The following is a 21,936-nucleotide window of genomic DNA, read 5'->3' as shown; positions in this document are numbered from 1 at the left end:
GGGGAGGGGCGCGACATCGTGGGGTTCCAATCGTGAGGGTCGGCGAGTGCCCGGGCCGGGCGGCTCGATCGCGATCTGTTGTCGAATCGAGGATGTCGCGCGGCTCTTGGTGGAAACTTGAGGTCGGCTTGCCAGGTCTTGGAGGCGGTCGTCCAAGACGGGGGCGTGACCGACGGAGGCGGCCCCCGGAGGCCGAGTTCCAGCCCTTCGCTCAGCGCTTCTCGAGCGACGCGTCGAGTGCTTCGAGCTGTTCGGGTCGGACGTCGCGGAGTACGGCGAGGGTGGCGGTGATCGCGAGGTCGCAGGCCTCGTCGACCCCCGCGCCGTCGACGACCAGGGCCCGGTGTGCGACGTCGAGGCTCATCCCCAGCAGCAGTGAGGCGAGGGTGTTCGCGCTGGCGGCGATGTGCGCGCCGCGTTCGGCGTAGTTGTCGCGTAGGCGGGCCGCGATGCGGGGTTCGAGGGCGGCGTAGAGCTTGCGGTCGCCGCCGCCCTCGCGGTGGCCGATGAGGACGCGCAGTCCGGCCGGGTGTCGTCGGGCGTAGTCGAACAGGCACTGCACCGAGTACCGCGCGCGGGCACCGTAGGGCATGTCCTCGCTGGCGTCGTACACCTCGAACATGAACGAGGTGAAGGTGTCGAGTTCGCGGACCATCACGCGGTCGACCAGCTCGTCACGAGAACCGAAGTGCGCGTACAGGGTCACCCGTGTGGTGCCGCCGCGTTCGGCGATGGCGGTCATCGTGGTGCGTTCGGCCCCGACCTCGGCGATGACCGCGCATGCCGCGTCGAGCAGTTCGTCGTCGGTGGGCCGATTGCGGGTGCTGCGCGCCGGTCGACCGGTGTGTCCGTCATCCCGTCCGGGGTCGTTGTCCGCGGTGGCCACGTCGTTCTCGGTTCCGTCTCGTCGTCGATCCGTGCGGTGCGCCTGCTGCCCGCCGGCGGGTTACGAGGCGAGATCCTCGACGGTCCGGCCGAAGTAGGCGGCCTCCACCTTGTCCCGGTGGTTCCGCAGCTCGCGCGCCGGCGCGGACAGCGCGACGCGGCCGTGGTGCAGCACGATCGCCGAGTCGGCGATCCCCAGCGCGAGATCGATGTGCTGTTCGACGAGGACGACCGCCATCTGATGTTCGTCGGCGATGGAACGCAGTCGGGGCAGCAGGTCCTGGACCGCGACCGGCGACAGACCCAGGCTCAACTCGTCGATGAGCAACACCTTGGGGCTCGCCAGCAGTGCCTTGGCCAGGGCCAGCATCTGCTGTTCGCCGCCCGACAGGTTGCCGCATCGCCGGCCACGCATCGTCTTCAGCTTCGGGAAGTACTGGTAGACGGTGTCGAGGTCGGTTCCGTTGCGTCGTTTGGCGAGGCGCAGGTTGTCCGACACCGACAGTCGGTGGAACACGCCACGCGTGTCGGGGACCAGGGTGACGCCGCGCCGGGCATTGCGTTCGATACGGCGGTCGATGGGGTCGCCCAGGGCGGACACCGTTCCCGACATGAGGCCGAGCGCGCCGATCGCCGCGAGCAGAGTGGTCGTCTTGCCGGCACCGTTCGGCCCGAGCAGCGCCAAAATCTCACCGGCCCGGACCGACGCACTGAGGCCGCGGACGGCGGGCACGCCGCCGTAGCCGACGGTGATGTCGTCGATCGACAGCGCCGGGTTCGTCGGGTCCGGTGTTGTCGGGTCTGGGGTCGTCGGCCGCGATCCGTCTGCTGCGGATGACGGTTCGGCGTGCGCGTTCATCTCGTCTCCTTCGAGGCCGGCCCGGTGTGGCCGTTGTCTGACGGTCGTTCGGTGTCGAGACCGGGTTGGGGCGGAGCGGCGGGAGGGCCGGCCGCATCGACGACGGCGTCCGGGTCGACCTCGGGGCTGCCGAGGTAGGCCGAGATCACGGCGGGATCGTCTTGGATGGCCGCCGGTGACCCACTGGCGATGACCCGACCGAAGTCGAGCACGTACAACCGATCGCACACGTCGAGGACGAGCGACATGTCGTGGTCGATCAGCAGGATGCCGATGCCGGTCGCGGCGATCCGGCGCAATTCCGCGCCGAAGTCCCGGCTCTCGTGGGTGTCGAGTCCGGCGGCCGGCTCGTCGAGCAGGACGAGACGCGTCCCACCCACGAGGGCCCGTGCGACGCCCACCAACTTCTGTTGTCCGAGCGTGAGTTCCCCGGGCAGTTGGTCGGCGGCGTCGGCCAGCCCGACGAGGTCGAGTGCGTGGGAGATGACGTCGGCGGGTGGTCGGGAGCCGTTGAGCACGTCGGACAGCATGGCCCTCAGGCCCACCGGTTGGACGGCGACCGCGAGATTCTGGGCGACGGTGAGGTCGGTGAACAGCTCGCCCGCCTGCCATGTGCGGGCCATGCCCGCGCGTCGGCGACGATGCGGGCTCGCCTTTTCCAGGCTCTCCCCGTGCAGCGACACCCGCCCGGTGGACTTGGTGAAGCCGGTGACGGCGTCGACGAACGTGGTCTTGCCCGCCCCGTTGGGTCCGATCAGTCCGACGATCTCCCCGGCCCCGACGGTGATGTCGACGTCGGAGTTGGCGCTGACGCCGCCGTATCGGACCGACAATCCGCCTGTTTCCAGCAGCGTCGGGGGAGCCGTCTGCGGCTCCAGTGTCGTCTCAGACATGTGCACCTGCCTGTGCGCTCTGCGCCGCACCCGGCGCTTGCGGATGTGAAGTCGGTGTGCGGCGGTGGGAGCGTATGCGCTCGCCGAGCTCGGACATCGCACCCGCGACGCCGACCGGGTTCAGCACTGCCATCAACAGCAGGCTGCCGGCCGCGAAGAGCTCGTAGTACTCACCGAGATTGAGGGTTTGGTTGAGGAACACGTAGCCGACGCCCAGCGGTCCGATGATGCCGGCGAGTACCGCGCCGGCGAACGACGTGATGCCGCCGACGTAGGTCATCGCGAGCAGCGTGAGGCCGATCATCACGGTGAACGAGCCGGCCGACAGCTGACCCCGGCTGTAGCCGATGAGGCAACCGCCGATACCGGCCAGGAACGCCGAGAGCGCGAAACCGAGCAATTTGGTTGCCGCCACGTTGATCCCGACCGACGACGCCGCGCGTTCGTTGGATCGCACGGCCAGGAAGGCGCGCCCGGTGGAGCCGCCCATGAAGCGCAACACCACGAGGGTCGCGATCGCGACGACGATCAAGACCATCAGTGAGAACCGGATGGTGACCAGGTTGGTGCCGTCGCGCACCCCGAGGTCGAGGCCGAAGATCGTCGGGTCCGCGATGAGGTTGCCCTCGAAGGAGGTGATGGCGGGGTTGTTGAAGACGAAGCTCTGGATGGCCAGTGCGGCAGCCAATGTCACGACGGCGAGCTGGGCGCCGCGGATGCGGAGCGCGGGTACGCCCACCAGTACTCCGAGGCCGGTCGCGATGAGGGCCGCGAAGATCATGCTGAACGGGAACGGCACGTTCCAGCTGGTCGTCAGTTTCGACAGTGCGAAGCCGGCCGCACCGGCAAAGGCCATGCTGGCCAACGAGATCTGGCCGAGATAGCCGGTGAGCAGGACCAGTGACAGCGCGATGAGAGTGAGGATCACCGAGGTGACGACGCCGAATCGCCAGCTGCCCGACGTGAGCAGGATGGCCGCGACGACCACGGCGATACAGACGACCGTCGGGATCACCCGGATGCGCGGGATCCGGACCGCGGGCATCCGAACTTCGCCGAGCGAACCGCGAGAGGGGATCCGACCGCCGAGCAAGAACAGGGCGATGACGACGATGATGAACGGGACGGCATCGCCGAGCCCGGCCTGTGCCCATTCGGGCCACCAGTCCTTGGTGGTGAGCCAGGTGATCACCGACTGGAAGGCGCCGAGCACAAGCCCTGCGGCGCAGGCGATGCCGAACGACGTGAGCCGGCCGACGAGTGCGACCGCCAGGGCGGGGATGACGAAGAAGGTGTAGCTGGTCTCGGTGAGTCCGATGGTGTACGACGCGAGTACTGCGATGAGCCCGGTCGCCGCGCCGGTCAGGGCCCACACGATTCCCGCGAGACGGTCGGGGGAGTATCCGGAGAGTCGGGCGGCCAGCTCGTCTTCGGAGCCTGCGCGGGTGGCGACGCCCAGGGTGGTCAGTCGGAAGTAGGCCCACAGGATCAGCGAGATGACGATGGCGACGCCGGCGAGGATCAGGTCCGAGACGTTGACGACCGCACCGGCGATGTCGACGGTGGTCTCCGGCAGGATCGGCTCGGCGAAGAGGTTCTCGGTCTCGAAGCGCAGGTGCACGAGGGCCTGGATGAACAGCATCAGGCCCACCGAGGCGACCACCTGCGCGAGCACCGGGGCCGACCGTAGCGGCCGGAAGATCAGGACGTGGGCCAACAGTGCCCACACGACCGCGCTGAGAACGCCGAGTACCACCGCGAGTTCCATCGACGCGGGATTGCTCTCGCTGCCGAGGCTGAGTGTGCCGATCGGCAGGACGAGACTGCCGTCGGTGCGCAATGCCGCGACGAGGTAGACCGAGTACAGGCCGATGGCGCCCTGCGCGAAGTTGATGATGCCGGTGGCGGCATAGATGCCCACGAGGGACGACGCGAGCACCGAGTAGATGGCACCGGCGGATAGTCCGAGGAAGACGAACTGGAGGAACTGGCCCATGTGGCGTACTCATTCGTTCGGCGCGTACGGATCTCACGCGCGTGAGGGGTGCGGACGGGTTCGGAGTCGGTATGCGGGGACGGGTGTGGCGGGGTGGGTGTCCACCCCGCCACATCGCGACCGTCAGTAGGCGCCCGGGATGCGCTGCAGCGCAGCCGGGAGCGGGGTGATGAATCCGCCGGTGGCGGGTTCGGTCTTCTTCTCGGCGACGACGTCGAACAGCAGCATCTCGGTGGTGCAGTTCGGCGTGGTCGGCTTACCGCAGTTGAGCTTCGGGCCGAGGAAGGACTGGTAGTCCGTGACGGCCTTCAGCGCACCGAGCACATTGGGTCCGGTGTAGTCGGTAACCTTGGCGTTGTTGAGCGTGATCGCGAAGTCCGTGAGGGTCGCGAAGGTGCCGTACGCGTAGAACCCGCCGGTCCCGCCCTGTCCGTCGATGAACTTCTGGGCGATGTCGAGGTTGGCCTTGGCCGGCTCCGGTGCCGAGTCCTTGGCCGGCGGCTGCCAGATCGGTGAGTACGTCTGTGCGCCAACCGCTTGCGCCCCCAGTGTGTCGATGAAGTCGGTGCAGGCCGCCATGAACATGGTGCCCTTGTAGTTCACCGATCGCAGCGACTGGGCGAGCTTGGTGCACACGTTGTCGTTCTGGGAGGTCATCAGACCGGCCGCGGCGGGGTTGCCCTCGGCCAGTGTGGTGGCCAGCGAGGTGAAGTTGGGGCCGGTCGGCGGGTAGTAGACCGACTTGACGTCGATGCCGAGCTGCGCGCCGAGCGGCTTCATCAGCCCGTCGAAGACCTGATGTGCCTGCGGCAGATCGGCATTCGCGAGAGTCAGGGAGTTCTTGTTCGACGCCTTGAGCTGCTGCATGAAGCCGACGAGGAACGCGGCGGGCGGCGGTCCGAAGTACACGCGGTTCTCGGCCGAGGCGCCGGTCGAGGTGTTGAACGGGATCTGACCGACCAGCGGGATGCCGGCCGAGGTGAGAATCGGCACGGCGGAGGCGGATTCGGCGTTGTATCCGTCGATGGCGGCGACCACGCCGGCCTCGACGAACTGGTTCGCGCACGACACCGTCGATTCCGGTGCGGTCTGGTCGATGCCGCAGTCGACGACCTCGACGGGGCGTCCGCCGATGCCGCCGATCTGGTTGTTGATGTAGTCCAGGGCGGCGTCCTTGCCGGTGGTCACGCCGCCTTGGGTGGCGGGCCCCTTGGTGGGGTTGAACAACCCGATCTTGATCGCCTCGCCCGACGCCTTGGTGCCGCTGGAGTCGGCGGCCGAGCCGCCGGACGACCCGCCGTCGTCGCTGCTACACGACACGACCGAGAAGATGCACGCCGCGGCCACGGCGACCGCCGCCAACCGTCCGGCGCTCTTGCGTGAATTCGACCAACGCATGTTTCGACTGCCTTTCCCGATGATCTCCGGGCACGACGAAACCGCCCCGCGAAGGGGCATGGCGACATCGCCCCGGCGGGGCTTAGAAGGAATGAGTTCATCGACCCAGCGCTGTATCTGGGTCCGCGATTCCGGCACCGTCCGCGCAGGTCACGGCGGTGAGTCCACGTCGGATGTGATGTGGGCCACTCGAAACGTAGCCACATCCTTACTTCGGTGTCAAGCTGTTCGCGCAAACTGGACACACTCTGGATCAGATGGTGCCGGAACTGCCCGTCGCGATGAGTTCGCAACGGGCAGTGGGACAAACGATTCAGTGTGGCGGGTCTGCCGCCGGGGGTCAGCGAACGGTCACTCGACCCTTCGCGTCGACGGTCACGTCGGCGGTGTAAGCACGCACCAGGTCGAGGCGCTGCCAGGAGGCGCGACCGGCCCGCTGGTCGTCCAGCGGGTGACCGGCCGGGAGCGCGGTCTGGGCGAGCACCTGTCGTCGTTGACCGTCGGTCAGGTTCGGGAAGGCGCCGGCGAGGAGTCCGACCGCCTGTTCCGGCACGACCATCGGATGGGTCGGTGACGCGACCCGCCCGAAACCGTAGGTGAGGCGCTCGGCGTAGACGGCCTGTGCGTCGGCGTCGGTCAGGTACGGGGTGTCACGCGCGACACACGTCGACAGGGTTGCGCCGCAGCGCCATTCGAGTTCCTTGCGGATCTCGGTCGACGCGGCGGTGAGCAGTCGACGGAACTGAGGGTCGTTCCAGCGGTCGGCGGCCGCGGCCTGGCCCACCATCGCCCCGCCGATCACGTCGAGCGGGTAGTGCACGCCGAGCACGATGCGGTGATAACCGCCCTCGGACGCCCGCGTGAGCAACTGCGGCCCGAATTCGGGGAGCATCGACGCGAGAAGGGCCCCGCGCCAGAAGAACAGACTGGTGTGCCCGGAGGGGAACGACGGGTTGCTGCCGAGGGCGTCGTATTCGCTGGCTCCGGCGCGCATGTACTTGCGGATGCGTTCGGGTGCGACGATGAAGGGCCGCTCGTAGCCGAAGGCGTACTTCTCGACGAAGGTCGCGTTCGCGACACCACCCGCACGTGCCAGGTAGTCGCTGAACAATGCCGTGGTCTTGGGTAGTCGCCCGGCCGCGAGCGCGTCGCGGAAGTGGCGGCCCAGGCGGGCGCCGAAGGCGTCGGACATCGTCCACAGCGGGTCGTCGTGCGCGTCGGCGAGTGCGCGACGCTGCAGCGCGGGATCGTCGGCGGCGGACTGGTTGACGGCGACCGCCGTCTCGAGATTGCGAGCCATGACCTCCGGGTGATCGCGGCGCAGCGCGTCGAAGGAGTCGATGGGCTCGAGGTACACCCCACCCGGATAGGACGAGACGTCAGACGCATAGAGCCGCGCGATGTCGGTGACGGGGAAGGGTGTCGGGTTCGGCCGCGCCGGGGCGGCATCGGCGGGCGCCACGAGCGCGGCGGTGGCCGCGACAGCGGCGGTCACCCCGATGATCGACGTGATCAGGCGTGAGCGGAGTGGGGTCCGGGGCCTACGAGGTGTCGCGGGCGACGGTGTCGTCGGGGTCTGGGCGGCGCTGTCCGAGATCACCCCACGATCGTAGAGGCTCGCCGCGCCGAACCTGCGGTGGAGCCGGCGCGCAGACAGCAGCGCCCGCGGCCCGCAGCTCGCCTCCGGGTCAGTCCTCCGTCAAGAACTGTGCGATCACCGCGTTCACCGCCGTCGGCGCCTCGATCGGGATCAGGTGCGATCCGGGGATGACGCACAGCCGGGCACCGTCGATGGCTGCGACGACGCCCAGGCTGTGCTCGAGGGTCACCTCGTCGCGGTCGCCCTGCATGACCAGGGTCGGCGCGGTGACCGCCGAGAGGTCGCCGAGATCGATCTCCGGCTCCGAGTCGATCATGGCCATCGTCTTGTCGAAGATGACCTGGAAATGGTCTGGGCCGTCCGGGGATTCGGTCGCATACTCGGCCGCGAAGAACGCTTTCATCTCCTCGTCGGTGCCGAGGGCGTCGAGCATTCCGCCGACGGCGCGCCCCGAACTGTTGAAGTACTGACCGATGAGCACCAGACGGCGGATCAGATCGGGACGCCGCAGCGCGACCAGCACCCCGACCACGGCGCCGTCACTCCACCCGACGATGTCCGCGGGACCACCGACCACCTCGTCGAGATAGGCGATCGTCTCCTCGGCCATGTCCGCGTAGTGGAATTCCTCGGTCACGTCGGGGCTGTGGCCGTGGCCGTGACGCTCCGGACAGAACACTCGCCGCCCCGCCTCGACGAGAGCCGGCACCTGCCCTCCCCACGACGACGCTCCGGAGAAGGCGCCGTGCAGCAACACGACCGGCTGTCCTTCTCCGTGAACCTCGTGCCACACACGGGTATCGGGCTCGGGATGACTGATGGTCGTGTACTCGCGCAGGGGAGATGTCACGCCACCAGGGTAGGGCCGTGCGCACGTGACCGCCCGCCGCCTCACCGCAGTGGCAGGCCCTGCTCCAGCAGATCGATGGCCCGCAGGGTGGTCTCCAATTGCGGCATGTCGAGAGTGTCGTCGAGTTCGGTCGCGAGGTGGAAGGTCACCCCGGCCACGGCGTCGAGGAAGACCTTCAATCGGAAGTCGTCGGGTGGGATGCCCAGGTAGTCGGCGATCAACTGGGTCATGTCGGAGATGATGCGTTCGGATTCGACCTGGAATGTCTTCTGCAGCAGCGGTTCGGTGCGGATGAGTTGCATGCGCAACGGATTACCCACCCACGGGTCGTCGACCGTGAGCCGGTGCAGTTCGGTCATCAGCTGTCGGATGAGGTCGAAGTGGCTGAGCCCGGGCGGCATCGACTCGACGATGTTCTGTGCCTCGACGCGCAGGTGTTCGTCGCCGATGACCACCTGCTCTTTGGACGGGAAGTAGCGGAAGAACGTGGTGTGCGAGACCCCGGCGGCCTCGGCGATCTGCTCGACGGTGGTACCGGAATAACCCTGTTCGGCGATCAGGGTGATGGCGGCCTGCCGGATCGCATTGCGGGTGCGCAGTTTGTTCTGCTCGCGCAGGCCCATCCGACGCCCCGGGTTGTGTCCCGGGGCGTCGGTGGGGGCGCTCGCCGTCAGGCGGTCGCCCATGTGTCCTCATCTGTCATGAAATACCTTGTCGAACTGGTCAACTCGCCGGTACCGGCTCCCTGGTCCCCTCGGGGTCCTCGAGCCCCCGGTGACGGACGGCTTCGCCCTCGATGTCGAAGTTGATGACGAAACGGTCGAGCCAGCGCGGCAGGCCCCACGCGCGGTCGCCGAGAAGCGCGATGACCGCGGGCACCACCAGCATGCGGATCACGAAGGCGTCGAAGAAGACCGCCGCCGCGAGCGCGAAGCCCATCATCTTCGCCGTCGTCTCCGGAGAGAGCATGAACGCGGCGAAGACGCTGATCATGATGATCGCCGCGGACGTCACCACTCGGGCACCGTGCCGGTAACCCGCGACGATCGCCTCCTTGGCCGACATCCCGTGGATGTACTCCTCACGCATTCGGGTCACGAGGAACACCTGATAGTCCATCGCCAGGCCGAACACCACGCCGATCAAGAAGATCGGCAAGAAGGAGATGATCGGTTGGGTGTTGGTGATGAGGCCGAGCCAGCCCTCCTGGAAGATCGCGACGGTGATACCGAATGTCGCCAGGACCGAGAAGATGAACCCGACTGTGCCGACGAGCGGCACCCAGAGCGACCGGAAGACCCCGATCATGATCAGGAAGGCAAGTCCGACAACGACGATCAGATAGGGGATCAGCGCGTCGTCGAGCTTCTGCGACAGGTCCGACATGATGGCGGTCTGGCCGCCGACATGCAGTTCGGCACCACGTTCGGAGGCCGCCGGGGCGAATGCCCGGATCTTCTCCATCAATTCGTGCGTGGCCGCCGACGACGGTGAGCTCTCCGGGGTCACGATGATCAACGCGGTGTTGCCGTTCTGACCCCCGTCGTTGCCGGTCCAGTTCAGAGCTGCCGGATTGGCGACGTCGCCGAGACCTGCGATGTGCCTGACGGTTTCGTCGGCAACGGTCTTGATCGGGTTGTCCTCGTCGTGCACGACGACGAGCAGCGGGCCGTTGATGCCCTCGCCGAATCCACGATTGAGCAGTGCCTGGGCGGGCGCCTCGGCTTCGCTGGTCATCGACAGGCCCAGTTCCATCTTGGTCGCCGGGATGGCCGCGCCGGTCAGCGCGAGCAGTCCGAGGACGATGAACGGGATCGGCCACTTGACCACCGTGCGGCCGACCCGGATGCCCAGTGTGTCGCCGGATTCGGATTCCTCGGCATGCTTGATCCAGGGGATTCGGGGCACGAACGCGAAACGGCCGAAGGCGCCCAGGATCGCGGGGATCAGGGTGAGGGCGGCGAGGACGGCGATCAGCACCGCGACACCGGCGCCGGCACCCATCTGCGTGATGATCGGGATGCCGATGACGACCAGCGCGACGACCGCGATGATGACGGTGAGCCCCGCGAACACCACCGCGGATCCCGCTGTGCCGACCGCCCGTCCGGCCGCGTCCGCCGGCGCGCCTCCCCGCCTGAGCTCTGCTCGGTAGCGGGACACGATGAACAACGCGTAGTCGATCGACACCGCGATACCCAGCATCGTGACGATGGCCGTCGCCGACTCGTTGATGGAGAGCACTTCGGCCGACAGGTTGAGCAGCATTATCGTGATCGCCACTCCGACGATCGCGGTGACCAGCGGGATGAAGGCGGCGATCAGGGCGCCGAAGGCGACGATCATCACCACGAAAGCGACGGCGAAACCGATCAGTTCGGCCGCGCCCCCGGGTTCCATCACCTGCATCAGTGAACCGGTGGCCTCGACCTGGAGACCGTTGCCTCGGTTCTCGTCGAGGATCTTGACCAGTTCATCCCGGTTCTCGACGGTCAGGTCGAGCATCTCGATGTTCTGGCGGACCTGGATGAGTCCGACCCGCCCGTTGTCACCGACGACCGACGGCGCCAAGGCCGGTTGCGCCGCCGCGACGACCAACGGGTTCACCACGGTCTGCGGATCGATCACGTCGGGAAGGGTGCGCAGGTCCTCGGCGAGTTTGTCGATCTGGGCGACATGGTTCTGCAACCCGTCGTCAGCGGCCACGAGGATGCTGGTCGACGCCCGCTCCTGCTGCGCCATGACCTGCGGGAAGTACTCCTGGACCTGTTCGGTGGCGATCCCCGAATCGGTTCCCGGCAGGCTGAAGTCCTTGGCGAACTTCGGCTGGAGTGTGCCGACCAGGCCGGCCACCGCGATGAGCGCGACCAGCCAGACCGCGATCACCGCCCATTTGTGCCGGAAGGAGAACCTTCCGAGCTTGAACAGATATGACGCCATGGGGTGGAACCCTTCCGGTACTTCGAGCGCAGGAGTCGACCTCGGAGCCGAGGGCAACGGTGACGTTCAAAATGGTACCCACTAACACTCGGTACTCAGTGCCAGTTTTGAAAGGGTTCTCGCTCACTACCTCGATCAGCTATGACTCACGTCTCCCCTGGCCGGTCTCCGGTGAGAGTCAGCGGGCGTTCGGCGGGGTCTGATCGCGTCGGGGGTCGACATGGGAGCGCGGGTCCGGTCGGTGGCCGCCGACTCCCGGCTGCTGCTGGTCCTCGTGCCTGCCCTGCCCGGCAGGGTCGTGCCCTTCGTGTCCGTCACCGGTGCGGCGAACGTCGGGATCGAGTTTGTCCGCCCGGGCGAACTCGCTCTCCACCTCGTGCCGCGACTCGGCGGCGTGCCCCTGGTGGTGACGGGCCTGTTCCTGGAGTCGCTTGGCCTCGGCGGCCTTGGCGTCGGCCTCCGCTTTCGCCTGGCGTGCCCGCGCGTCGGCCTCCTCGGCGACGGCCTCACGGTGCCGGACCGTCGACACCTGTTGGGATGCGTTCTGGCGTATCTGCTCGGCCTGAACGCGTCGTCGCGCCTTGCGTTGCCGCAGCAACAGCAGCACCAGGGCGAGGACGGCGATGACGGCGATGACGGCGATGATGATCCAGATGGCGGTGTCCACGGCGCACTCCTCGGTCGGACGATGGTGGTGCCGGGTACCCCATCCGGAAGTCTGCTAACCGCACGGTCGCCTGGCCGCATTCGGCCTGCCGCTACGCGCGCGTCGTCGCGGTCTGCTGCTCGGTTCTCGCCGCGATGAGGTCGTAGCTGCGATGCCACAGCCACTCGAGAGGGCCGCGGTCGAATCGGCGGAGCCAGGCGTGCGAGACGATGACGAGCACGATGGCGATGGAGAGGTAGAGCCCCACCGTCACCGGGACGAGCGTCGTGCCGTCGAGCCGCTGTGCGAGGCCGGCACCCCATCCATAACAGATAGCGCCCGCGAGCGCGTTCTGGAACACGTAGCACGACAACGCCATTCGCCCTACCGGGGCGAGTATCCGGCCGCACCGGCCGGCAGTGCGGCCGTCGGCGTAATGGTCGGCAACCCAGGCGAGCAGGCCCAGGGCGACGACCGGAGCCAGCCCGTATCGCCCCACGACGAGTCCGGCGTCCCCGCCGCCGAGCCCGACCACGAGGTCGAGGGGAAGGGCGACCCCCAGCCCGGCGACCATGAGGCGTCGCCGGAGTCGGGCGCCGCGCGGTTCGAGGACGCCGGAGCGCAGCAGCGCGGCGCCCACGAGGAACAGGGCGATCGACATGGGCAGGATGACGATGACCTCGGCGCGGAACGCCAACAGGTTCTCGGCGCGGAACGCGATCAGATCGACGAAGCTGCCGTCCGCGTAGGGATTGGGTGAGAGCCCGGCTCCGGGGGCGGAGGAGACAGGGGCGGCGAGAAGAGCCCACGTGATCAGGCCCAGCAGCGCCACGTGCGTGACGATGGCGACGACGATGGCGATGTACTGACGGCGGAGACGCATCGTCAGCAGGTACGCCACGATGAGTCCGGTGACCGCGTAACCCATCAGGACGTCGAACTCGGTGAAGAGGAAGTAGTTGATCGTGCCGTCGACGAACAGCAGGGCGGCGCGCCAGTAGTACCGACCGGGCCAGGGGCGGCCCCGGCGGGTGGCCGACCGTAGCTGGATGGCCAGGCCGATCCCGAACATGATCGTGAGCAGCCCCAAGAACTTGCCCTGCGCGAGCTGCTGCAGGATGTCCTCGACCATCGCCCAGGAGCCGGTGGCGTGATTCGTGCCCTGGATGTAGCCCACCAGCCCCTCCGGGTTGGTGAAGATCCAGATGTTGGTCGCGAGGGTTCCCAGGATCGCGATTCCGCGTAGGACGTCGAGCGCCACATGTCGGGTCGCCATCGGAGACCTCCGTTCTTTGCTGACACATTCGTGCTACCAAAACGGGAGTCAACGTAGCACGGGTGTACTACCATGGGTCAATGCCCAAGTTGATCGACAGGGACGAGCGGCGCGCCGAGATAGCCGAGGCCCTGTGGCGGATCGTGTTGCGCGAAGGGGCTTCCGGGGTGTCGGTCCGCGAGGTCGCGGCCGAGGCGGGGATCTCGGTGGGTTCGCTCCGGCATGTGTTCGCAGACAAGGAAGAGTTGCTCGAGTTCTCGATGCGGCTGATCTACGAGCGCGTCGCCGTTCGACTACGACGCCACGACCGGATCCGCAGCCCACTGCGCTGGGCCGAGGCCGCGTTGTCGGAGGTCCTACCGCTCGACGACGACCGGCGCGTGGAGATGCACGTCAATCTCGCGATGGTGACCGAGTCGGTGGCGCACCCCGGCCTGGCCGCAGCCGCCCGCGAGGCACACGAAGGACTGCGCTCACTGTGCGTGACGGTGCTGACCGTCCTCGACGAGCACGTATTCCTCGGAGCAGGTCGAGACCTCGACGCCGACGCGATCGCGCTGCACGCCCTCGTCGACGGTCTGGCGATGCATTTGCTCATCGCCGACACCGAGTCGCCGGCACGGGCTCAACGCGTACTCCGGGACCATCTGGCGGGGTTGCGGGCCGAGCCCTGATGACATGCAGACCGTATGGGTTGGCTTGCAGCGAAACCTCTGGCCAGGTGTTCGTCGCCCGGCTGTTGCGAAGTGTCGGTCAGGCTTCGGGCTCGGCGGCGGCCGCCTCGCGGTCGCGGAGCTTGTCCGCGTGCAGGGATTTGACGCGGCGCTCTTCTCGACGGACCTCGATCTGGGTGGCGCGTTCGGCGGCCAGCCAGTCGGGCATCTCGGCCAGCAGTTCGTCGATCTGCGCGGTTGTCAGAGCCTCGGTGATGCCGCCGCGGACGAGGCCCGAATTGGAGATGCCGAGTCTCGCGGCCACCAGGTTCTTCGGGTGCGGTCCGTCGGCCCGCAGTGTGCGGAGCCATTCGGGTGGATCGGCCTGCAGGGCGGCGAGCTCAGACCGGGTGATGGGGCCGTCCCGGAACTCGGCAGGTGTGGCCGGGAGGTACACGTCCAGCTTCTTGGCGGCGGTGGCCGGCTTCATCGACTGCGAGCTCATTTGCCAAGGATATCGGGCGGTAGCCTTTGGTCGTGACCACACCCGGCGCGACCACCATCGACGATGCCCAGGCCTTCCGGCTCGGTTACGTCCCCGGGGTGACGCCGAGCAAGTGGGTGCGCATCTGGGCCGAGCGGCAACCCGGTGTGCGCCTGGACCTCGTCGCGCTCGATGTGGCGGCATGTGCCGATGCGGTCGGCGGAGGTCGGATCGAGATGGCCATCACCCGCCTGCCCGACGCGCTGAACCACGGTGATGCCGGTGCGGTGCACACGATCGACCTCTACGACGAGACGACCGTCGTCGTGGTCCCCAGAGATCACGTCCTGACCGCGGGTGACGAACTGACGATGGCGGACCTCGTCGACGAGCAGTTCCTGTGGCCGTCCGACGAGCCGCTGGCGGTGACCGGGCGTCCCGGCGCCGCCGTCGACCACCGCCCCGAGACCACCGGCGACGCAATCGAACTCGTCGCCGCGGGAACGGGTCTGCTGCTGGTGCCGCAGTCGTTGGCGCGGCTCCACCACCGCAAGGACCTCGTCTACCGCCCGGTCACCGACGCGCCGACGAGCACGGTGGGCCTCCTGTGGCCATCTCCGACAACGGAACTCGCGGACGAGTTCATCGGCATCGTGCGCGGACGCAAGGCGACCTCGTCGCGGGGTCGGGCCGACCCGGCGCCCAAGCGCTCGGCGAAGGAGAAGGCCGCCGCGAAGCGGGCGGCCCGTGAGGCCGCCGGGAAGATCCCGGGCAAGAGCTCGCGCCGGACCACCGGCCGTCCGAAACGGCGGTGACCCGGCGCGCTCGTGGTGCGCTGTGGGAGGCGGTTCAGGCGCTCCACTCCGCGGTGCGTTCCGGCGTCGCCTCGGCGAGTGCCTTGATCGTGTCGTCGACCCCGAAGTCCTTGCCGTACACCGGGGTTCCCGGCTGCTGGCGCCACGACTCGGCGAGCGGGCCCGCGTCGACCGGATCGAAGCCGAGTTCGTCGACGAGAGCGGACACGATCTTCTTGCCGTCGGCGTCGTCGCCGGCGATCGGGAGCGCGATCCGGCCGTCGGTGCCGGCCGGGACGCCCTTGTTCAGCAGGTGCTTCCAGTAGATGCCGTTGAACACCTTGTAGACCGGTACGCCGAGCAGGTCGGAGACCCAGACGCTCTCGGGTGTGCCGCTCTCGATCGCCTCGATCTTGCCGTCCCGCTGCTGGGGGTAATAGTTGTTGGTCTCGATGACCGGGGCGCCCGGCTTGCGGGCGTCGAGGATGCCCGGGGCCAGGTCGGGCGTGTTCTTCTGCGGAATGCTGACGATCACGAGGTCGGCGTCCTCCGCGGCGTCGGCTGCCCACACCGCCGTGGCGCCGGTCTCGGCAGCCAGCTCGGCAAGCGTCTCGGGGTCGCGCGAATTGGCAACGCGCACCTCATGTCCCAGGGCGGTGAGTCGACGCGTGAGCGTCCCGCCGATGAATCCAGCACCGATGATCCCGATCTTCACTACTGCACCTCTATGTCTGACGAAGTCTTGGACCTCTCGGGCAACGAGGGGAGGTGCTGGGGCATTCCCGGGCGGGCTGGTGCGTGACGAGCGCCTCGGTGACGCCTCAGCCGACGAGGTCCGGATCCGGGTCGCGGTGCGCCGACGCGGCCGACGTGGGTGACAGATCGGCGTCGAGTAGGTTCACGGTCGGGCTGCGCGTGATCAGCTTGTGGCCCCACCACAGAGCGAGGAACACGAACAGAGCGCCATAGGCGGTGAGCCACAGTTCGAGATTTCCAGCGGAGCCGTCGCGGATCGCCGGGAGATTCTGCCCGGCGATGACCGCAACGCACATGAGCAGCGCGATGATCGGGCCGGCCGGATAGAGCCAGGCCTTGTAGGGGAGTATGCCGAGGTCCAGACCCTGCGCCTGCCACGCCCGACGGAACCGATAGTGAGCCCAGGCGATACCCATCCATGTGATGAACCCGGCCACCGATGAGGCGGTGACGAGCCAGACGTAGGCGCGACCGTCACCCACCCGACTCGCCAGGAAGCAGAGGGCACCGATGGCCGTCGTCGCGGCCACGGCGAGGAGCGGCACCCCTGATCGCGTGACCCAGGTGAACACACGTGGCGCGTTGCCCTGGACCGACAGGCCGTACAACGCGCGGGTTGCCGCGAACAGGCTTGCGTTGCCCGCCGACAGGATCGCTATCAGGATCACGGCGTTCATGATCGATGCCGCCACCGCGATCCCCGCGTCGGAGAACACGAGGGTGAACGGGGCGATCGCGATGTTCTCCTCGGACGCATTCAGCAGATTGGGGTTGGTGTACGGGATCAGGAATGCGATGACGGTCAGGGTGCCGATGTAGAACAGCAGGATGCGCACGAAGACGGTGCGCACGGCGCGCGGAATGGCCGTCTTCGGTTCGACTGCCTCGCCTGCGGCGACCGCGATCATCTCGGTGCCCTGGAAGGCGAAACCGGCGATGAGAAAGACCGACAGCATTCCGAGCGGGAAGTCCACGAACGGAGCGTCGTCGATCGTCCAGTTGCTGAACCCCGGCGACGGGCCGTCGCCGACGACACCGAGAATCAGCAGCACGCCGACGATGAGAAAGACGACCACCGCGATGACCTTGATCGCCGCGAACCAGAACTCGGCCTCGCCGAACGCCTTGACCGCGAACAGGTTCAAGGCCAGCAGACCCGCCAGGAACACGACCGACCAGATCCACGACGGCACGTCGGGAGCCCAGTACCTCATGATCAACCCGGCGGCCACCAACTCGGCGGCCAGGGTGACCGACCAGTTGAGCCAGTAGTTCCACCCCGCTGCGAAACCGAAGGACTTGCTCACGAAGCGTTTGCCGTACTCCTCGAACGGGTTGCTGCACGGGATGTGGGCCGACATCTCGCCGAGGCTCTGCATGAGGAAGAAGACCATGCAGCCCATCAGCAGATACGCCAGGATGGCTCCACCCGGACCCGCGTCGGAGATGGTGGCGCCCGAGGCGACGAACAAGCCTGTGCCGATGGCACCGCCGAGCGCCAGCATGCTGATGTGACGACTCTGAAGTCCCTTGCGCAGAGACTCGTCGGGGGTGATCCCCAGAGGACTGGACATCGGCAGAGTCTAACGGCCGGGCGGCCTCTCGGCCGGGCGTTTGCACTGTGGTCTGGGTGTTGTGATCTGGGCGCTGAACCTCAGTCGAGGGTGGTCAGTTCGGTGACCAGGTCGTGCACGGGGTCGTCGGGACCGATGTCGTAGGTGCACAGGCTGGGCCGCGGGTCCGGGACGAAGGCCCAGAACAGTGCGGTTGCCGTACCGGCCGCCCGCTGACCGGCGACCTTGGTCCGGAAGTCGTCGACGCGCCCGGTGATCGAACCGCATGAGCCGGCCAACTGGCCGATCTCGTTCACCGCGAGCGGTTTTCCGACTGCGCGCGCCTGTCGTAGACGTTCGGCCAGTCCGTTCCATTGATCCCCGGGGAGCGCGACACCATCCGCACCGTAGTCGTGATAGTCCAGCACATCCACATACGGGGAGCGAGCGACGTACTGGTAGTCGGGCCCGGCGGTGCCGCACTGGCCACCGCCGGTGAAGCCGGACCAGATCACCGCCCCGCCGCGCAGTCGGGTGACCAAGGCACCTGCACTGCCGAAGAACGACCGCAGTACGCGCGCGGCGTCGACCGGGCACGACCGCTGCTGCCAGGAACACGTCTGATCGCCACAGACGGACGGCTCGGGTTCACCCACCAATTCCCATCCCGCCAGTGCGGGGCTGGCCTTCCAGCGTCCCACTGCCGTCCGCACCCATTCCTCGAACGTGAGTCCGCCCGCTCCGGCGGCCGTTCGCCAGCCCGATCGGTACCAGTCGCGTTCCTTGAAAACTTCACTCTCGCAGGCGCCGTCGGCCGCGGCCAGGACCGGCAGGACCATCTGACCGTGCCGCTCCGCGGCGTCGAAGACGGCGTCCATCGGTCTGAAATCCAGTTGCTGCGTGTACTTGTTCACCGCCAGTCGAGCGAACAGATTGAAGCGGGTGAGCGAATGCGGGGGTAGGGCAGCGAAGTAGTCGTCCAGATCCACCATCGCCCCGCACCCGGCGTTCACCGACCAGTCGGTGGCGAGCTGGTACGCGTCGAACCCCGATGGCCACCACTGGCGTCCATCGAGGGTCAGCCCAGTCGGCGTGGCATCCACCCGGTTGGACGCTGCCTGTGCCGGCGGAGGCATCAGCCAGCTCAGGAGCAGGCCGATGCTCAGCACCAGAATCGGAATTCTCACCGCGGGCAGATGCATGTGGGTGTCCTCGGATGACGGGGATGTCCTGGGATGACGGGGACCGACTCGTGGCGCCGGCCCGGTCGTCTGATGATTGCACGCGGCCGCTCGGTTGTGGATCGCGTCCGAGAATGATCAGAGAGAAACGTGTCGTGGGCGCCGATGTCGAGTAGAACGACCGGGCCCGTTCCTCATGTCCCGACCTGCCCAGTGCGTGTGACACCATCGAGCTCGTGATGGGCGTACTGACAGTTGCTGCAGCGCTGCTCATCGCGAGCGCGGTGCTCGCATGGCAGGACCCACGTCGTCTCAGCCCCGGCATCCTGCTGACCGCAGGCTTGTCGGGCCTGATGCTCGCCCTGGTGATCGCGACCACGGAAGTGGGCGTCGACGACGACGGCTCCGTCATCGCAGTGGCGGTGGTCATTCTGGCCCTCGGACTCGTTGCGCTGCTTGCCATCCTCGTTCTCGGGTTGTCATTGATCGCCAACGGCGTCACGCTCCTGCGCCGAGAGGGGCGCCGCCCCGCGAACCTCCTGTCGACGCTCCTGGGTGCACTCCTGTCCGGTTATGCGCTCGCTGTCCTGCTCGGGATCGTCGTCGGATGGTTCGACGTGTCGACGAGCAATGATCTGCTCAACTTCCTCCTGGCGGTGGGGATTCCGGCCGGCTACCTGGGCTTCGTATTCGCCTCGCTGCTCCTCTGGTCGTGGCTGTACGGCCGGTGGAGCAGGTGGCGGGCGCGACGGGCGAAGGTCGGCGCGATCATCGTCCTGGGTGCTGGTCTGCTCGACGGGTCGCGCGTCGGTCCATTGTTGGCGTCACGACTCGACCGCGGTCGCGAGATCTATGATCGGACCCGGGCTTCCGGCCGGGACCCGCTCATCATCTGCTCCGGAGGCAGAGGTGACGACGAGCGGCTGTCCGAGGCCGCGGCGATGGCCGAGTACCTCGTCTCGAAGGGTGTCGATCGTGATGCCGTTGCACTCGAGGACCGGTCCACCGACACCGCGGAGAACCTGAGGTACTCGGGGCGTGTGCTCGCCGAGCGTGGGGTGACCGAACAGGTCGCGGTGGTGACGAGCGGCTATCACGCCTTCCGCGGAGCGATGCTCATGCGGTCTGCTGGGATCGACGGATTCTCGACCGGCGCCCACACCGCGCGCTACTTCGTCCCCAACGCCCAGGTCCGTGAGTTCTTAGCGGTTCTGCGTGACCACCGCTGGATCAACGCAGTCGTCTTGGTCCTGCTCAGCGTGCCGTTGATCTCCGGCACCGCTGTGGCTCTATTCGGCTAGTCGATCGTTGGATCGGGGAGAGCCTCGCCGACCGCGGTGATGGTGGAGCCGATGACGGGAATCGAACCCGCGTATTCAGCTTGGGAAGCTGATGTTCTGCCATTGAACTACATCGGCGTGCGAGTGCTGGACTCGCGAACGACAGCCTAGCAAACCTCCCCGAGACGTGGTTGTCGGTGTATGTAGATGTCGCAGATCGTGTCGGCTGGCGACACGAAGTGCGACACCTGCGCCCTGTCGCGAGGGCGGCAACCGCGGAGTTCGATTGCGGCGCGCGATGATTCGCGACCGGGGGTTGCGCGCGCAAGAGAACGAAGCTACACTCGAACACAGTTTCGATCAGCCATGATGACGGGGGAAAAATCATGGCTTTCGTCGAGCCATCTGCACCACAACCACTCTTGCTCACCCAGTATGAGCGCCTGCATGCGCTGCTGGACGAGATCGCCGAGACGTCGTCCACGGACTGCGCCGAGACAGAACTGCTGCAGGTCGCGATTGAGCACGAGCGGGCCGAACGGCGCATGCTCTCGCTGTTCGCCGGGCACATCGTCGACATCGACGAGCGTGCGGCATACCGCAAGATGGGGTGCCAAACGGTCTCCCACTTCATCAGCAGTGTGCTCAACCGGCGCGGCGAGGCGACCCGACTCCTCAACCGCGTGTGGGCGATCGGCGAGTTCCCCGACATGCAGGGACAGATTCTCGAGCCCACCTACGTCGAGACCGCCAAAGGCGTTGCGGACGGCGGTATCTCGGTCCGCAACGTCGACGTCATCGTCGACGTGATGCGCAAGATCCCGGCGTCCGTCGACGAGGCCGAGAAGGAAGCCGCCGAGGCGACTCTTGCCCACTACGCGCGCGACTACGACCCGGCGTCCCTGCGCAACCTCGGGGCCCGCATCCTGGCCCATCTCGATCCCGACGGAACGATCACCGACGATCAAGACCGTGCCCGCAACCGCGGGCTGAAGCTCGGGCCACAAGACGCGCAACTCATGTCGAGGCTGACCGCCACCCTCGACCCCACCACACGCGCCATGCTCGACGTCGTGCTCGCCGTATGGGCCGCACCCGGCATGAACAACCCCGACGATCCCAGCTCACCCACCGGAGACCCGTCCGACGCCGACCCCGACGCGCTGGCGGCAGCGGCCGAACGCGACAACCGCTCGACTGAAAAGCGCAACCATGACGCGTTCAGCGCACTCCTGCGACTCACGCTGGATCGCGGCGAACTCGGCGGCTCACACCACGGCCTGCCGCCCCACCTCATCGTGACGATCACCGAGTCGGCGCTGCGCGAGGCGGCGGGCGACCCCGCACGCACCGCAACCGGGACGCTGCTCCCCATCGAGGACGCCGTCGATCTGGCCGCCGAGGCGCAGCACCACCTCGCGGTGTTCCGCGATCACACCAGCGAGGTCCTCCACCTCGGTAGGGCCAGACGATTCGCCTCCCGCGCACAACGATTCGCCGCCGTTGCGCGCGACGGCGGATGCACCCATCCCGGATGCACGCGGGCATCGTTCGACTGCGAGATCCATCATGTCGCCGAATGGGTGGCCGACCTCGGTCCCACCGACCTTGACAACCTCGCGACCGCCTGCGGACCGCACAACCGCGCGGTGGGCCGCGGCGTCGAACAATGGACGACGACGATCGCCGCCGAGGGCTTCGATGCCGGCCGGGCGGTCTGGCACCCGCCCCGCTCGCACCCCTCGTCGACCCCTCGGGTCAATCACGCACACCGCACCGACGAGGTTCTCGATCGGATGCGCATCGACGTCCGACGGCGCAGAACCGCCGCGTCCGGCAGTCGTCCTGCGCCGACCCCGACAGACACGGCCGCAGACCCGCCCTGACCATTC

The 21,936-nt window shown here is 67.5% G+C and carries 19 protein-coding genes and 1 tRNA gene; 4 read left to right on the top strand and 16 right to left on the bottom strand.

Features of this window, described 5'->3' with window-relative positions:
* Nucleotides 1-211: 211 nt before the first annotated feature.
* From MAY35_RS02045 to MAY35_RS01995, 11 genes are all read right to left on the bottom strand, one after another.
* A complete protein-coding gene (locus MAY35_RS02045; protein WP_238418954.1) occupies nt 212-886 on the bottom strand; it encodes a TetR/AcrR family transcriptional regulator in 675 nt (224 codons plus the stop codon).
* Nucleotides 887-946: 60 nt separating this feature from the next.
* Nucleotides 947-1,744, bottom strand: a complete 798-nt coding sequence (locus tag MAY35_RS02040) for an ABC transporter ATP-binding protein (RefSeq protein ID WP_238418953.1) — start codon at nt 1,742-1,744, stop codon at nt 947-949.
* Nucleotides 1,741-2,637: an ABC transporter ATP-binding protein gene (locus MAY35_RS02035; protein WP_238418952.1), complete on the bottom strand. Its 897-nt coding sequence runs from the start codon at nt 2,635-2,637 to the stop codon at nt 1,741-1,743. Before MAY35_RS02035 ends, MAY35_RS02040 begins: the two co-directional genes overlap by 4 nt.
* Nucleotides 2,630-4,633: an ABC transporter permease gene (locus MAY35_RS02030; protein ID WP_238418951.1), complete on the bottom strand. Its 2,004-nt coding sequence runs from the start codon at nt 4,631-4,633 to the stop codon at nt 2,630-2,632. Before MAY35_RS02030 ends, MAY35_RS02035 begins: the two co-directional genes overlap by 8 nt.
* Nucleotides 4,634-4,756: 123 nt before the next feature.
* Complete coding sequence (locus MAY35_RS02025; protein WP_238418950.1) at nt 4,757-6,031, bottom strand: ABC transporter substrate-binding protein; 1,275 nt, start codon at nt 6,029-6,031, stop codon at nt 4,757-4,759.
* Between the two features lie 340 nt (nt 6,032-6,371).
* Nucleotides 6,372-7,535 (bottom strand): phosphatase PAP2 family protein, encoded by a 1,164-nt coding sequence (locus MAY35_RS02020; RefSeq protein WP_238418980.1) that lies wholly within the window; start codon nt 7,533-7,535, stop codon nt 6,372-6,374.
* 184 nt (nt 7,536-7,719) lie between these two features.
* Nucleotides 7,720-8,481: an alpha/beta fold hydrolase gene (locus MAY35_RS02015; protein ID WP_238418949.1), complete on the bottom strand. Its 762-nt coding sequence runs from the start codon at nt 8,479-8,481 to the stop codon at nt 7,720-7,722.
* Nucleotides 8,482-8,522: 41 nt separating this feature from the next.
* Nucleotides 8,523-9,167 (bottom strand): TetR family transcriptional regulator, encoded by a 645-nt coding sequence (locus MAY35_RS02010; RefSeq protein WP_238418948.1) that lies wholly within the window; start codon nt 9,165-9,167, stop codon nt 8,523-8,525.
* Between the two features lie 37 nt (nt 9,168-9,204).
* Nucleotides 9,205-11,421, bottom strand: coding sequence for an MMPL family transporter (locus MAY35_RS02005; RefSeq protein ID WP_238418947.1), 2,217 nt, complete (start codon nt 11,419-11,421; stop codon nt 9,205-9,207).
* Nucleotides 11,422-11,599: 178 nt separating this feature from the next.
* The gene (locus MAY35_RS02000; protein ID WP_238418946.1) at nt 11,600-12,088 is read right to left on the bottom strand and encodes a hypothetical protein; all 489 of its coding nucleotides are present in this window, start codon (nt 12,086-12,088) and stop codon (nt 11,600-11,602) included.
* A gap of 91 nt (nt 12,089-12,179) precedes the next feature.
* On the bottom strand, nt 12,180-13,343 hold the full coding sequence (locus MAY35_RS01995) for a DUF418 domain-containing protein (RefSeq protein WP_238418945.1): 1,164 nt from the start codon (nt 13,341-13,343) through the stop codon (nt 12,180-12,182).
* 80 nt (nt 13,344-13,423) lie between these two features.
* Between MAY35_RS01995 and MAY35_RS01990 the strand changes: the two genes are divergently transcribed.
* Nucleotides 13,424-14,017, top strand: coding sequence for a TetR/AcrR family transcriptional regulator (locus MAY35_RS01990; protein ID WP_238418944.1), 594 nt, complete (start codon nt 13,424-13,426; stop codon nt 14,015-14,017).
* A gap of 79 nt (nt 14,018-14,096) precedes the next feature.
* On the opposite strand, the gene MAY35_RS01985 is transcribed toward MAY35_RS01990, so the two are convergent.
* Nucleotides 14,097-14,486 (bottom strand): DUF5997 family protein, encoded by a 390-nt coding sequence (locus MAY35_RS01985; protein ID WP_238418979.1) that lies wholly within the window; start codon nt 14,484-14,486, stop codon nt 14,097-14,099.
* Nucleotides 14,487-14,527: 41 nt separating this feature from the next.
* Between MAY35_RS01985 and MAY35_RS01980 the strand changes: the two genes are divergently transcribed.
* Entirely contained in the window at nt 14,528-15,295 is a 768-nt protein-coding gene (locus tag MAY35_RS01980) for a LysR family transcriptional regulator substrate-binding protein (RefSeq protein WP_245403457.1), read from the top strand.
* Nucleotides 15,296-15,329: 34 nt separating this feature from the next.
* On the opposite strand, the gene MAY35_RS01975 is transcribed toward MAY35_RS01980, so the two are convergent.
* The 3 genes from MAY35_RS01975 to MAY35_RS01965 form a co-directional block, all read right to left on the bottom strand.
* Complete coding sequence (locus MAY35_RS01975) at nt 15,330-15,989, bottom strand: NADPH-dependent F420 reductase (RefSeq protein WP_238418942.1); 660 nt, start codon at nt 15,987-15,989, stop codon at nt 15,330-15,332.
* Nucleotides 15,990-16,095: 106 nt separating this feature from the next.
* Nucleotides 16,096-17,604, bottom strand: a complete 1,509-nt coding sequence (locus MAY35_RS01970; RefSeq protein ID WP_238418941.1) for an amino acid permease — start codon at nt 17,602-17,604, stop codon at nt 16,096-16,098.
* A gap of 80 nt (nt 17,605-17,684) precedes the next feature.
* A complete protein-coding gene (locus MAY35_RS01965) occupies nt 17,685-18,785 on the bottom strand; it encodes a beta-mannosidase (RefSeq protein WP_238418940.1) in 1,101 nt (366 codons plus the stop codon).
* Between the two features lie 218 nt (nt 18,786-19,003).
* Between MAY35_RS01965 and MAY35_RS01960 the strand changes: the two genes are divergently transcribed.
* Nucleotides 19,004-20,065: a YdcF family protein gene (locus tag MAY35_RS01960; protein ID WP_238418939.1), complete on the top strand. Its 1,062-nt coding sequence runs from the start codon at nt 19,004-19,006 to the stop codon at nt 20,063-20,065.
* Between the two features lie 43 nt (nt 20,066-20,108).
* Here MAY35_RS01960 and MAY35_RS01955 read toward each other — a convergent pair.
* Nucleotides 20,109-20,182: transfer RNA gene (locus MAY35_RS01955), tRNA-Gly, on the bottom strand.
* Between the two features lie 248 nt (nt 20,183-20,430).
* On the opposite strand from MAY35_RS01955, the gene MAY35_RS01950 reads away from it, so the two are divergent.
* Nucleotides 20,431-21,930 carry an HNH endonuclease signature motif containing protein gene (locus MAY35_RS01950; RefSeq protein ID WP_238418938.1) on the top strand — a complete coding sequence of 500 codons (1,500 nt, stop codon included), beginning with the start codon at nt 20,431-20,433 and terminating at the stop codon, nt 21,928-21,930.
* The last annotated feature ends 6 nt before the right edge of the window (nt 21,931-21,936 follow it).

It is taken from the genome of Gordonia sp. 'Campus' (assembly GCF_022206305.1).
GTDB lineage: Bacteria > Actinomycetota > Actinomycetes > Mycobacteriales > Mycobacteriaceae > Gordonia.
This window is presented reverse-complemented; position numbering and strand designations above follow the sequence as displayed.